Here is a 13670-nt window from a genome sequence, read left to right on the forward strand (position 1 = left end):
GAAACCCGCCGCATTGCGCGGCGGGTTTCCGTGCTGCGTTTACGGCGTGTTGAATTCCTCGCTGCGCACCGGCGGCAGGGGATTGTTGTTGGTCGCCGCATCGGAGTGGCTGGCCGACAGCTTCTTCATCAACGGAAGCATCGCGAGCGCGATCACCGTACAGGCCACGCCGGCGAAACCGAGCTTGTTGAACAGCGAGATGTAGATCGGCAGCGAGGCCACCGGATCGGTCAGGTCCTTCGGCACGTGCGCATAGTTGGCGACCACGCTGCCCAGGTATTGCGAGACGCCGGAGGCGACGTAGTAGGCGCCCATCATGAACCCGCCCATGCGAGCGGGTACATAGCGGGCGATCATGGCCAGGCCCAGGCCGCTCACCAGCAATTCGCCGAGCGAGTAGAAGCCGTATCCCCACACCATGGTCCACGATGACACCTGGCCTTCCACCGCGAAGCGGGCGCCCAGGCCGTACATGAAATAGCCGATCGCCACGGCGGCGAAACCCCAGGCGAACTTGGCGGCGATCGAAGGATTCTTGCCCATGCGGCCCATCGCGTTGTACGCAAACACCAGCACCGGGCTGAGCACCACGATCCAGATCGCGTTGAGGTTCTGGAACTGTTCGGGAATCCAGTTGAACAGGTGCCAGCCGAACACGTCGAACGAGAGGTTCACGTTCTTCTGGGCAAACAGGTTCAGCGAGGTGGACATCTGCTGGTAGAAGATGAAGAAGAAGATCGTCTGCACCACCAGCACCAGGGCGGCGATCAGGCCGGCGCGTTCGTCGCGATGGCTGGAGTTGATCAGGTGGCCGAAGATGCACAGCAGCACCACGCCGGCGCCATACACGCAGATGCGCGCGACCATCTCGTTGTTCAGAATGAACGCCGACACGAACACCATGACCAGTCCACCACCCAGCACCGCGGCCAGGCGCTTGAAATTGACCGGTGCGTCGTCGGCGGGTGAGCCGATGTGTTTCAGCGCGCGGCTCATCAGCGCGTAGTTGACCAGGCCGAGCAGCAGGCCGATGGCGCACACGCCGAAAGCCGTGTGCCAGCCCCAGTCGTTGCCGTAGCGCTCGCCAACGTAGTCGCGAATCCACGGCGTTGCGGTCATCGAGATCATCGATCCGATGTTCACCGCCATGTAGTAGATGGTGAAAGCGCTGTCGATCTTGGTGTCGTCGCCCTCATAGATCTTGCGCACCAGGTTGCCGGCGTTGGGCTTGAAAAAGCCGTTGCCGACGATGATCACGCCCAGCGCGATGTACAGGAAACTGGCGTTTTCGGTGGGAATCCACAGCAGCGCGTAGCCCAGCATCAGCACGATGGCGCCCATGCGCATGGTGCGGCGGGTGCCGATCAGGGTGTCGCCGATCCAGCCGCCGATCGCCGGCGTCACATAGATCAGCGCAGCCGCCGCGCCCCACACCAGGTTTGCCTTGGTGTCGACGAAACCCAGCTTCTTCATCATGTAGGTGACCATCAACACCTGCATGCCGTAGAAGCCGAAGCGCTCCCACATTTCGATCAGGAAGACGGTGGTGAACGACTTCGTCTGCGAGACGGGCGGGTTCTGGGTTGCCATAGATTTTCCGTGCGGGTTTCAGACCATGGCGGCGTGCTGGCACGCGCCTTCGGCATGTGATCCTGAACGGACCACAACCGACGAAGCCTAACCCATCCGCCGGCAGGGTGTAGCTGCACTGCGACATGACAGGCAGGCACCGCAGGTGCTTGGGAGGGCAGCGCGGGCCGTGTACGGGCGGCTGCTTGTGGCATCATCAGGCGCCTGCCATCACCGCTTCCCGGAGCCCGGCTCACCATGCCCCAACCCGATTCCACCCCGTCAGCACAGCGACCACCGGCCGGATGGCGGGTCCGCTGATGGCCGCCGAAGGTTTTCGTGGTCCGAAGCAGGTCTGGAACGCATTCCGCTGGTCGATGAAGGGCTTGCGCGCTGGCTGGAAACACGAGGCGTCCTTTCGCCTGGAAGCCTGTCTGGCCATCGTGATGGTGCCGCTGGGCCTGTGGCTGGGCCATGGCGGCCTGGAGAAGTTCGCGCTGATCCTGGCCCCGTTGCTGGTGCTGTCGGCCGAACTGCTGAACTCGGCGATCGAGGCGGTGGTCGACAAGGTCAGCCCGGAATTCAACGAACTGGCCGGGCGCGCCAAGGACATGGGCTCGGCCGCGGTGTTCGTGCTGCTGATGCTGGTGGTGCTGAGCTGGGCGCTGATCCTGCTGCCGCGCTGGCTCGGCTAGCTGTCCCTTCACTCCGTGCCGACACGATGGCGGTGTCACGCATGGGATGATCGAATGAATCCTGCAACGGACCGGAGCCATCCATGAAGACCCTGCGCCATCTCGTATTGCTGTTGCTCGTGGTCATGCTGTCGGGCTGTGGCTACAACGCCATCCAGAAGCAGGACGAGGCGGTCAAGGCCGCCTGGTCCGAAGTGCTCAACCAGTACCAGCGGCGTGCCGACCTGGTGCCGAACCTGGTCAACACGGTCAAGGGCTACGCCCAGCACGAGGAGAAGGTCTTCGTCGAGGTGACCGAGGCCCGTGCCAAGGTGGGCAGCCTGCAGGTCAACGCCGACTCGCTCAACGATCCGCAGAAGCTGCAGCAGTTCCAGGCCGCCCAGGGCGAGCTGGGCAATGCGCTGTCGCGGCTGATGGTGGTCAGCGAGAACTACCCGCAGCTGAAGGCCGACGGCCTGTTCCAGAACCTGCAGGCGCAGCTGGAAGGTACCGAGAACCGGGTTACCGTGGCACGCAACCGCTATGTGCAGTCGGTGCAGGAATACAACAGCATGATCCGCACCTTTCCCAACAACATGACCGCGAAGATCTTCGGCTACCAGGTCAAGCCGAACTTCAGCGTGCAGAACGAACAGGCCATCTCCACGGCACCGAAGGTCGACTTCGGCACCACCGCACCGGCGCCAGCGGCGACGCACTGATGACGGCCGGGCGCCGGTCGCGCCACTGGCTGCTGGCGCTGCTCCTGCTGCTGCAGACCGGGCTGTACGCGGCGGATGCCGTGCCGAAACTGGCGCGGCATGTCACCGACCTCACCGGCACGCTGACCGCCGGCCAGGTCGACCAGCTCGACGCGCAGCTGGAGGCGCTGGAGAAAGCCAAGGGCGCCCAGCTGGTGGTGCTGATGGTCGGCAGCACCGGCGACCAGGACATCGAGGGCTACTCGCTGGCCGTGGCCGAGGCCAACGGGATCGGCCGCAAGGGCACCGATGACGGCGTGCTGCTGCTGATCGCCAAGCACGATCGCAGCGTGCGCATCGAAGTGGGCTACGGCCTCGAGGGCGCGATCCCGGACGCGGCGACGGCGCGGATCATCCGCGAATACATCGCGCCGAAATTCCGCGGCAACGATTATTTCGGCGGCATCAGCGACGCGGTCGGCGCGCTGACCCAGCTGATCGACGGCGAACCGCTGCCGCCGCCGGTCCGCGGTTCGCCCGCGGGCGAACATGGCGGCCTCGACCTGCAGACCGGCTTGATGATCGCCGTGTTCGCGGCACTGTTCCTGCGCGGGATTTTCGGACGCGCGCCGGCATGGCTGCGTGCGTCGCTGGGTGCGCTGGCGATCGGCGGCCTGCTGTGGCTGCTGATCTCGATGGGGGCCGGCCTGATCGGCGCGCTGATCGGTGGTGTCCTGATGCTGCTACCCGCCGGCGCCGGCCGTTCGATCGGCGGTGGCGGTTGGGGCGGCCTTGGTGGCGGCGGAGGCTGGGGCGGGGGACGCTCCGGTGGCGGTTTTGGCGGTGGCGGCTTCAGCGGTGGCGGCGGCAGCTTCGGCGGCGGCGGTTCTTCGGGGAGCTGGTGATGGAGCGCATGCGACGGCTGTGGGTGAATCTGTTCGGCGACTGGTTTCGCCTGTCGCGCCGCTTTTCGCCAGCCTTGCTGGACGAGATGGCCGCGGCGATCGCGGCGGGCGAACGCACCCACCTGGGCGAGATCCGTTTTGCGGTCGAGTCGCGGCTGGCGCCGGCGGACGTGCTGGGCGGACTCGACGCGCCGACCCGCGCGCGGCAGCTGTTCACGCAACTGCGCGTATGGGACACCGAACACAATTCCGGCGTGCTGCTCTACGTGCTGATGGCCGAGCATCGCATCGAGGTCGTCGCCGACCGCGGCATCGCGGCGAAGGTCCCTGCCGAAGCGTGGGGCGCGATCTGCGCGCGCATGCGCGAGTGCTATGCCGGTGGCGAGTGGCGTGCGGGCAGCCTGGCCGGCATCGCTGCGGCGAGTGCATTGCTGGAACGTCATTTCCCCGGCGACGGACGTGCCAACCCCGACGAATTGCCGGATCGCCCCGTGCTGTTGTGACGGGTGCGCGCGGCGGGTGTCTGCGTGGTCCACTTGTTTCGTTGACAGGCGGTGGCCTGATCTTCGGTTGCGAACGGTGCACAAAAAAACGCAGCCCTTTCGGGCTGCGTTTTCATTGCTTCACACCGTTGCCGGCTTAGAACTTCTGGTTGTAGCGCAAGTAGAAGAAACGACCGATGTCATAGGCCGGATTGTACGAGTACTGGCTGTCCGACAAGTTGGCCGGGCCGCTGTAGAACGCAGCGCCCTCGCGGTTGAACACGTTGTTCGCGCCCACCGAGAAGGTGCCCTTCCACGGAGCCGTCCAGCGTACCTGCAGGTCGTTGTACACGATGCCGCCGACGGTACGCATCGGAGTCACGCCCACGCCCGGGGTGTAATGGTTCGGCAGGTCGCAAAGCGGACCGCCAGCCTTGTCGTAAGCGCAGGCTTCCTTCAGGTTGGAATAGGCGCGAACGCCCCAGTTCACGCCGAAGTTGCCCAGGCTCCAGTCCAGGTTGGCATTGGTGCGGTTGCGCCAGATGGAGTAGTTGCCCGCATTGAACTCGGTCGGCGCACCGGAACCGGCATTCGAGTTGTACTTGACCAGGTAGTTCGAATCCAGATGGACCACGAACTGGCCGATGCTGAACTTCGGCAGGCGGTAGTTCAACGTGAAGTCGTAGCCTTCCGTTTCCAGCCAGCCCTTGTTGGCCAGCGTGTGCGAAAGGTTGACGACCTGGCCGTCGGCGTCGCGCTGGAACAGGCCGCAAGAGGCCGCGACGCCACGCAGGTAGCAGTCATCCAGCACGTTGTCGGAGCTGACGGCGCTGATCAGGTTCTTGATGCGGATGTTGTACCAGTCCAGCGACAGGTCCAGACCCTGCACGAAGTGCGGGCTGTAGACCAGGCCCAGCGACTTGCTGGCCGAGGTTTCCGGCTGCAGATTCACGTTGGAGCCCGACAGGAACGGCGTGGTCGACTGCGCACCCGGACCGTCGACCGGCTTGCCGGCGGCGTCGGTCTGGTGGAAGTTCGCACCCAGGCCAGCAGCGGCACAGTTGGCTGCCACGGCGGGGTTGGTGCTGGCCGAGCCGAAGGTGACGTCGCACGGATCGGTGTAGTTGTCGAACGTCTGGGACTGGCCGCCGTACAGATCGTTGATCGTCGGTGCGCGGAAGCCTTCGGCGTAGCTGCCGCGAACCAGCAGGTCGTTGACGGGTTTCCAGGTCAGGCCGAACTTGCTGTTGGTGGTGCTGCCGAAGTTGCTGTAACGCGAGTAACGGCTGGCGATGTCGACCGACAACTGCCTGGCGAACGCCATGTCGGCCAGCAGCGGGATGTTCAACTCCGCGTAGATTTCCTTGGTGTTGTAGCTGCCCGACGACGGGTCAGCGGCCAGGTCGGTGGAGTTGCCAGTCTGGGAATAGCCGTCCGGCCTCTGGTAACCCGACTCGCGGCGATATTCCGCACCGGCAGCGAACTGCATCGTGCCGGCCGGCAGCTGCACCAGGTCACCGCTGATGTTGGCGGTGAAACCGGTGGTCTTGGAGCCATAGGTGCCGTTGGTCGGGCGACCGATGTAGTCCAGCATGTCACGGGTCCAGCCGCCGTCGCCGGCGAGGGCGTTCAGCGGCGTGCAGCCGGTGATGACGGCACCCGGGGTGCCGCACTTGACCACGCCGTCGGTGTCCTTGAACGACGGTCCCAGTGCCTGCTGCATCTTCACCAGGTCGTAGTTGCCGGTGCCGAAGATATGGCCGGTGTTCTTGTTGATGAAGGCACTGACGTCCCAGGTGAAATAGTGCTCGCCTGCGCTGAATGCACCGTCGATGCCGCCACCCAGTCGATAGGTCTTGACCGTGTTCTTGGTGAGGCGCGGGTTCTCCGTGCCGCGACGCAGGAACTCGACGTCCTGCGGAGTCGCATAACCGCTCTGCACGCCCAGCGGGTTGTAGTAGCTGTTCTTGTCCAGCACCAGGCCGGTGGTGGCGGTACCGACCGGGTAGCCGGCAACCTGGATGTTCGCCGTGCGCTCGTTGTAGAGCGCGTCGCCATGCAGGTTCAGGTTGTCGCCGAACTTGTAGGCGGCCTTGGCGAAGATCGACTTACGCTTGCTGCCGCTGGCCAGCATCATCTGCTGGTCGGCGTTGTAGTTGTCGGCGGCGCCAAGGTAGCTGTGATAGTCGCTGAACTTGGTGGGGTCGCCGCCTTCGTTGAGCTTGTAGGCGTCGCCGCCGGGACCGTTGCTGATCAGGCCGCCCGGGCCGAAGGACGAAAGACCTTCGGTGGGGTGCAGCACGCCCTTCGGATACAGCGCGTAGTCGCGATCGCGCGCCCACACCGGATCGGTCTCGGCATAGGTGCCGCCAACCATGAACGAGGCATTGCCCACCGACTTGCCGGCAGTGAAATCGTATTGCTGGTTGGTGCCGTCACCCTGGCCGTTCTTGCCGAAGTAGACGTTCGCTTCGGCACCGTTGTAGTCGGTACGGGTGATGATATTGACCACGCCGGCGATCGCGTCGGAGCCGTAGATGGCCGAGGCGCCGTCCTTCAGGACTTCGATGCGCTCGATGATCGAGGACGGAATCGTGTCCAGATCGGTGAAGCCATCGGTGTTGGTGCCCCAGCGACGACCGTCCACCAGCACCAGCGTGCGGGACAAGCCCAGGCTGCGCAGATCGACATAGGAACCGCCGGCGTAATCGTTGGAGACCAGCACGGTGGACTTGTTGACGCCAGCCGAGCCGGCATTCGTCATGTGCGACAGGATGTCGCCGACCGTCACGTAGCCCTGCTTCTGGATTTCGGCGCGGTCGAGGGTGAACAACGGCTGGGCGGTTTCCATGTCCACGCTGCGAATGCGCGAACCGGTAACCGTGACCGTCTCAAGCTGCTTGGCCTGATCGGTGTTGCCCTGGGTGGTGGAGGAGGTGTCCTGCGCGAAAACTGTCCACGTAGGCAGAGTCAGGGCTGTCGCAATGGCGACAGCCAACAAGGTCTTCTGTTTCATTTTTAGGGTAAAACTCCGAACAAAAACGACCGGTGACCAGCTGCAAGGCTGGTCATTCGGGGTACTCGAGACAGCGCGTCTCACCTGGGGAAGGGTTACGCGCCACGGCATCGTCGTGCGTGGGGAAGGACGATGTAATGCCGACGTTAAGTCAAAACGCAGCCAAACTGCAAGAACATGTGGCGTGAAGCCTCGGCATGGGTTTTCGGCTCATGAAAGTGCTGGCGATGCAAGAAAAAAATGCGTCGCCGCGACATTGTTCGTCGCCGCGGCGGGTTTGCCGTGTCGCAAGAAATTGAAGGGGACGGGCGTTAGCGGCCGGCGCATCAACGCCGCGGCCCTTTGCCTGATCAGCGCGGGTTTGCACTTGAACGCATTGCATGCGCGAAAGCGGCGAAACGGATGTGGCACGATCGCGGGTCGCGCGCGAAGTGAGCGTCGGCTCCGCACGATCGCCCACTCATCTGTTCGCCCGAGTCCGCAGAATCATGCTGCCGAAGGTCCGTCGCCGGATGCTTCGGCAGGTGGCCCTGTCCTGGCCCTGACTTATCGTCCGGATGGCGCTCCGGGACCGATGTTCTTTTCCAGGAAGGCCTGCAACGTGTTGTAGAACTCGACGTTGTTCTTCTCGGTATAGAACCCGTGGCCTTCGCCGGGCTTGCTCAGCCATTCGTACGGCTTGTGGGCGGCATCGAGCGCGGCGCGCATGGCCTTGGCCTGGGCAAAGGGCGCCCGCTGGTCGGCCTCGCCGTGAACGAGCAACACCGGTGCGCTGATCTTGTCGGCCAACTGAGCGGGCGAGTTCGCGTCGAGGTCGGCATCGTTCTTGCCGATGACGGTCGTCAGGTAGCTGATGCCGGACTTGCGTTCGCGGATGTCTCCCTTCTTGTACATCATCTTCAGGTCGTAGATGCCGGCGTAACCGACAGCGCACTTGAACAGGCCCGGTGCCCGGATGGTGGTCATCATGGCGGAATAGCCTCCGAAGCTGCCGCCATAGACGCAGACGCGTTTGGCGTCGGCGTAACCTTTCTCGATGGCCCACTTCACGCCGTCAATCAGGTCCTGCTGGACGCGGGTTCCCCATTTCAGGTACGCGGCTTCCTCGAAGTCGGCGCCACGGCCACTGGACCCGCGATAGTTCACCTGGAGCACGAGGTACCCGCGGTTGGCCAGGAACTGGGCGTCGTTGTCGTAGAACCAGTCGTCCTGTACGCCGATGGGCCCGCCATGGGGCAGCAAGACCATCGGCAGGTTCGTTTCAGGCCGGCCCTTGGGCAGGGTCAGGATAGCTTCCAGCTCCGTGCCGTCGCTTGCCTTGAATCGCAGCGGCCGGCGTTCTGCCATGTCTTTCGGGTTGATCCACGGTGCCGTGGCAAACAGCTTGATGACTTGATAGTTGTGCGTGTCGATCAGGAAATACGTGCCCGGATCGCGGTCGCTGTCGACGGAGAACAGCAGCTTGCTGCCGTCCTCGCTGAAATTGATGAAGTGTACATAGCTGCCGGGAAACTTCATGCTCAACGCGCGATGCAGTTTGGCAGTCGGCGCGTTCATGTCGATGTAACTGAACTCCGGCTTGCCGGTGGCCGGCACGGTGGCGAACGGCGCGTATGGCCAGGCCGTCCACTCGATGATGCCGACGCTGGAGAAATCGTCGCTGGACAGCACCTTGCGTGACGCGCCATTTTCGTCCTGTTCGACCAGCGAGGTCGGGCCGCCGCCAATGGCATAGCGGGCATAAATGCGCTGCTGGTCGGGTGAAAAGTGGATGGGAACAAAACTTCCGCCAACCTGGGCCGAGGTCATCTTTGTCCAGCCGCCGGGCTGCTGGTGATACACCACGTAGTCCCAGTTGTCGTTGCGACCATACGCGTAATGCGCCTTGCCATCGACGCCGACCATGAAGCTCATGTCGGCGACGCGAATGTCCCCGATCAGGTGCTTGCTGCCCTTGTCGGCATTGACGTCGTAAAGCGAACTGGTGTTCTTGCTGTCCCAACTCTGCGCGGCCATGTAGAAGTGCCCGTTGGCAGGCATCGGCAGACCGTCGACCGAGCCCCAGCCCGTGGTGCGCGAACCCATCTGGCTCTGGTAACCGTACAGATAGTCCTGGCGTTTGCCGTCGATGTCCGTGGCAATCACCTCGCCCGTCGCCATGGGTTTGTCGATCGAGCCGAACTGCTTGGCTTTTTCCACCACCAGTCGGGTGTCGCTTACCCAGGTGATGCCGGCCGGGCGCTCATACTTCGGCAGGCGCAGCATGCTGATCGGCTGCTTGGTATCGTTCACGCTATAGATGACCAGCGCATACGAGTCGCCGCTGGCGTCGGCCATGCTGACGGCAAGATGTTGCCCGTTCGGCGACAGTGTCGGCATGGACAGTTGCGCATGACGCGCGAAGGCCTCGACCGGGATCAGGTCGGTAGCCGCAACCGCGGCGGGCAACAGCAGACAGACAGCAGACAGCACGGTCCGCGCAAGGCAACGAGACATCGGTTTTCTCCCCTGTGGCTCCGTGGAACAAATTCGACCGTCCGGAGCGAGACGGTAAAGTCGTTGTGCCCCCTTTTCGGCGGCGTTTGACGGCATGACTCGTCCAGACTCCCCAGTACGGACGATGACACGGCGATTCTAGTTCTTGAGGAAGCCCGGGCGAAAGCCTTGGACGGGATGGGAGGACTCGCCAGCTCGAGAGTCCCTGCCCGCAGGGGCATGTCCGACCTCTCCGGCGCTGCCTCCCGCCATCTGGCCAAAGGCGGGCAGGGACAGGAGTGGCGGAAGCCGTCTGCCACGTTGTACCGCTACACTTGGTCTTTGCTCGCCGCCCGGTCGCCATGTCCCAGCCCTACATCGTCGATATCAATCCCGTCGCGTTTCATCTCGGCCCGGTGCAGGTGCACTGGTATGGCCTGATGTATCTGCTGGGCTTCTTTTTCGTGGCCGTGCTGGGCGAGTACCGGCGCCGGCGCGGACGGCTTCCGGTCACCCGCGATGCGCTGGGGGATCTGCTGTTCTACGGCATGCTCGGCGTGATCGCGGGCGGGCGCATCTGGTACATGCTGTTCTATGCCGACATCGACTGGATCTGGACCTCACCGCTGACCCTGTTCAAGGTGTGGGACGGCGGGATGAGCTTCCACGGCGGCCTGCTCGGCGTGCTGGCGGCGGGCTGGTGGTGGTCGCGGCGGCAGAAGCTGCACTTCTTCGACACCATCGATTTCGTGGCGCCGCTGGTGCCGATCGGGCTGGGGCTGGGTCGGCTGGGCAACTTCATCAATGGCGAGCTGTGGGGCAAGCCGAGCGACGTGTCGTGGGCGATGATCTTTCCCCAGGCGCCGGACCGGCTGCCGCGGCATCCCTCGCAGTTGTACGAGATGCTGCTGGAAGGCCTGGTGATGTTCGTGGTGCTGTGGCTGGTCTCGCTGAAGCCGCGGCCGCGCTACCTGGTGTCGGGCCTGTTCGCGCTGCTGTACGGCTGCTTCCGCTTCGCGGTGGAATTCGTGCGCGTGCCCGACGCGCAACTGGGCTACCTGTTCGGCACGTCGTGGGTGACGATGGGGCAGATGCAGTCGCTCCCGTTGATCGCGATCGGGCTGGTGCTGATCGCGATGTCGCGCCGGGCGCCGACGCTGCCGCTGGCTTCCGCTCCGTAGGGCGGGCTCCGCCCGCCATTCCTGTTTCGGCATGTGGCGAAGATCAAGCGCGACCCCACCGCAGCCCTCCCCTGCAAGCAGGGGAGGGAGCGGAGGCTATGGGAGTGCCGGCCCTGAGAGTCTTTCGGCTCAGAAATTCCGGTCGCCACCCAGGATGTCGCCCAGCCCGCCGAGGATCGATCCCTCGCCGCGACGCTGGCCACCGCCCTGCGGCGCCGCGGCCAGCATGCGGCCGGCCATGCGCGAGAACGGCAGCGATTGCAGCCACACCGTGCCCGGTCCGGTGAGCGTGGCGAGGAACACGCCTTCACCGCCGAACAGCATGCTCTTGATGCCACCGACCGGCTTGACGTCCATGTTCACCGTGTCGTGGAAGGCGACCACGCAGCCGGTATCCACGTCGAGCCGTTCGCCGGCCTTCAGCTCGCGCTGCACCACGGTGCCGCCGGCGTGCACGAACACCCAGCCGTCGCCTTCGAGCTTCTGCATGATGAAGCCCTCGCCGCCGAACAGGCCGGTCAGGATCTTGCGCTGGAAGAAGATGCCCAGCTGCACGCCGCGGGCGCCGGCCAGGAACGCATCCTTCTGGCAGATCAGCCGGCCGCCGTGGTCGGACAGCTTCATCGCCATCACCGTGCCGGGGTAGGGCGCGGCGAACGCGACCTTCGCCTTGCCCTGGCCGGTGTGCGTGAACACGGTGGTGAACAGGCTTTCGCCGGTGATCACCCGCTTGCCGGCGGACATCAGCTTGTCCATCAGGCCGCCACCGCTCTGGCCGCCGCTGGAGCCGTCGCCGAACACGGTGTCCATCTGCACGGCGGCTTCCTTGTACATCAGCGCGCCGGCCTCGGCGATCGCGCTTTCGCCCGGGTCAAGCTCGATCTCGACGAACTGCATGTCGGTGCCGACGATGCGGTAGTCGATCTCGTCGGCGCGGCCGCCGCCCATCGACGCCGGCATCGGCGGTGGCGCCAGCGGCGTGCCGCCCAGCTCGGCCACGCTGCGGATCGGCTTCCATTCGGTGAAGCCTTCGCTCCAGCAATAGCCGTCGGGCTGTCGCCGGGCCTGTTCCCGCGCTGCGGCGTCATCGAGCGGGCCGATCCGGTCGGTGTTCTTGCCGTAGCTGAAAAACCACTGGGCCATGTTCGGTCTCCTTGCTGGAAAAGCCCGAGTCTATGTCGTGCCAGCGCGCGGCGGCAGTGACCGTTGTCATGCCCCTCGGGCTAGAATCGGCGGATGCGCGCTTACCTCGACCTGCTTCGCCACGTCCTCGACCATGGCACCGAAAAGACCGACCGCACCGGCACCGGCACGCGCAGCGTGTTCGGCTGGCAGATGCGCTTCGATCTCAACCGGGGCTTCCCGCTGGTCACCACCAAGAAGCTGCATCTGAAGTCGATCGTGCACGAGCTGATCTGGTTCCTGCGCGGCGACACCAACATCGGCTACCTGAAAGAACATGGCGTGCGGATCTGGGACGAGTGGGCCGACGAAAACGGCGACCTCGGTCCGGTTTACGGCGAGCAGTGGCGCGCCTGGCGCACCGCCGACGGTGGCGTGGTCGACCAGATCGCCTGGGTGATCGACGAGATCGGGCGCAACCCCGATTCGCGGCGACTCATCGTCAATGCCTGGAACGTGGGCGAACTGCCGAAGATGGCGCTGCTGCCGTGTCACACGATGTTCCAGTTCTACGTGGCGGACGGAAAGCTCAGCTGCCAGCTGTACCAGCGCTCGGGCGACATCTTCCTGGGCGTGCCGTTCAACATCGCCAGCTACGCGCTGCTGACCCACATGGTGGCGCAGGTCTGCGGGCTGGGCGTGGGTGATTTCGTGCACACGCTGGGTGACGCCCATCTGTACAACAACCATCTGGAACAGGCGCGGCTGCAGCTGAGCCGCGACGAGCTGCCGTTGCCGCAGCTGAAGCTCGATCCGACGGTGCGCTCGATCTTCGATTTCCGCTACGAGGACGTCACCATCGAAGGCTACCGGTCGCACCCGGCGATCAAGGCCGCGGTCGCGGTCTAGGCCTGCGGCTGGAGCCTGCCGAGGCCGGCCGGGAAGGGTGGAATGTCGTCGCAGCCCTGGCGCGGCCTGTTAATATCCAGAGCGATTCGGCGGCATCTTCCCCGGTGCCGGTCGCCCCCATGAACCAGCCTTACAAGGATTCGCCATGGCCATCTCGCTGATTGCTGCACTCGACGAAAACTTCGCGATCGGCCGCAAGGGACAGCTACCCTGGCACCTGCCCGATGACCTGCGCTGGTTCAAGCAGCTGACCACCGGCAAGAACGTGTTGATGGGTTACAACACGGCGTTGTCGATCGGCCGCGCGTTGCCGGACCGGGTCAACCTGGTGCTCAGCCGTCGCCACGAGGCGCCGTATCCGGGACAGATCACCGTGCGCTCCATCGAAGAGGCGCAGGCGCGCTGCGACAACACCGGGCTGATGGTGATCGGCGGCGGCATGGTGTTTCGCGAGGCATTGCAGCGCGCGCGCCGCATGTATCTCACCTGGGTCGGCGCCGCCGTCGACGGCGCCGACACGTTCTTCCCGGGCGTGCATTTCAGCGAGTGGACCGAGGTGTCGCGCGTACACCACAAGGCCGATGCGGACCATGCCTACGATTTCGACATGGTCGAGTACCTGCGCAACAACTGACG

At 64.5% G+C, this 13670-nt stretch carries 11 protein-coding genes; 7 read left to right on the forward strand and 4 right to left on the reverse strand.

Annotated elements, in window-relative coordinates; genetic code table 11:
* Window positions 1-39: 39 nt before the first annotated feature.
* A complete protein-coding gene (locus tag I6J77_RS04425) occupies window positions 40-1590 on the reverse strand; it encodes a peptide MFS transporter (RefSeq protein ID WP_204110719.1) in 1551 nt (516 codons plus the stop codon).
* Window positions 1591-1889: 299 nt separating this feature from the next.
* Between I6J77_RS04425 and I6J77_RS04430 the strand changes: the two genes are divergently transcribed.
* The 4 genes from I6J77_RS04430 (at window position 1890) to I6J77_RS04445 (ending at window position 4352) form a co-directional block, all read left to right on the forward strand.
* Window positions 1890-2264, forward strand: a complete 375-nt coding sequence (locus tag I6J77_RS04430; protein ID WP_083846007.1) for a diacylglycerol kinase — start codon at window positions 1890-1892, stop codon at window positions 2262-2264.
* 83 nt (window positions 2265-2347) lie between these two features.
* The gene (locus I6J77_RS04435; protein ID WP_204110720.1) at window positions 2348-2965 is read left to right on the forward strand and encodes a LemA family protein; all 618 of its coding nucleotides are present in this window, start codon (window positions 2348-2350) and stop codon (window positions 2963-2965) included.
* Complete coding sequence (locus I6J77_RS04440) at window positions 2965-3849, forward strand: YgcG family protein (RefSeq protein ID WP_204110721.1); 885 nt, start codon at window positions 2965-2967, stop codon at window positions 3847-3849. The genes I6J77_RS04435 and I6J77_RS04440 overlap by 1 nt, the downstream gene beginning before the upstream one ends.
* A complete protein-coding gene (locus tag I6J77_RS04445; protein WP_204110722.1) occupies window positions 3849-4352 on the forward strand; it encodes a TPM domain-containing protein in 504 nt (167 codons plus the stop codon). Before I6J77_RS04440 ends, I6J77_RS04445 begins: the two co-directional genes overlap by 1 nt.
* Before the next feature lie 136 nt (window positions 4353-4488).
* Here the strand turns inward: I6J77_RS04445 and I6J77_RS04450 are convergent, their stop codons facing one another.
* Both I6J77_RS04450 and I6J77_RS04455 read right to left on the reverse strand, forming a co-directional pair.
* Window positions 4489-7329 (reverse strand): TonB-dependent siderophore receptor, encoded by a 2841-nt coding sequence (locus tag I6J77_RS04450; RefSeq protein ID WP_204110723.1) that lies wholly within the window; start codon window positions 7327-7329, stop codon window positions 4489-4491.
* Window positions 7330-7893: 564 nt separating this feature from the next.
* On the reverse strand, window positions 7894-9939 hold the full coding sequence (locus I6J77_RS04455) for a S9 family peptidase (protein WP_239309192.1): 2046 nt from the start codon (window positions 9937-9939) through the stop codon (window positions 7894-7896).
* Window positions 9940-10184: 245 nt separating this feature from the next.
* Here I6J77_RS04455 and lgt point away from each other — a divergent pair, with 245 nt between their 5' ends.
* Window positions 10185-11003, forward strand: coding sequence for a prolipoprotein diacylglyceryl transferase (lgt, locus tag I6J77_RS04460; RefSeq protein ID WP_204110724.1), 819 nt, complete (start codon window positions 10185-10187; stop codon window positions 11001-11003).
* 129 nt (window positions 11004-11132) lie between these two features.
* Here the strand turns inward: lgt and I6J77_RS04465 are convergent, their stop codons facing one another.
* Window positions 11133-12146 carry a TIGR00266 family protein gene (locus I6J77_RS04465; RefSeq protein WP_204110725.1) on the reverse strand — a complete coding sequence of 338 codons (1014 nt, stop codon included), beginning with the start codon at window positions 12144-12146 and terminating at the stop codon, window positions 11133-11135.
* 93 nt (window positions 12147-12239) lie between these two features.
* Between I6J77_RS04465 and I6J77_RS04470 the strand changes: the two genes are divergently transcribed.
* Both I6J77_RS04470 and I6J77_RS04475 read left to right on the forward strand, forming a co-directional pair.
* Complete coding sequence (locus tag I6J77_RS04470) at window positions 12240-13034, forward strand: thymidylate synthase (RefSeq protein WP_056717856.1); 795 nt, start codon at window positions 12240-12242, stop codon at window positions 13032-13034.
* Between the two features lie 145 nt (window positions 13035-13179).
* Window positions 13180-13668 carry a dihydrofolate reductase gene (locus I6J77_RS04475; RefSeq protein WP_204110726.1) on the forward strand — a complete coding sequence of 163 codons (489 nt, stop codon included), beginning with the start codon at window positions 13180-13182 and terminating at the stop codon, window positions 13666-13668.
* The last annotated feature ends 2 nt before the right edge of the window (window positions 13669-13670 follow it).

Source organism: Rhodanobacter sp. FDAARGOS 1247 (assembly GCF_016889805.1).
Classification (GTDB): domain Bacteria; phylum Pseudomonadota; class Gammaproteobacteria; order Xanthomonadales; family Rhodanobacteraceae; genus Rhodanobacter.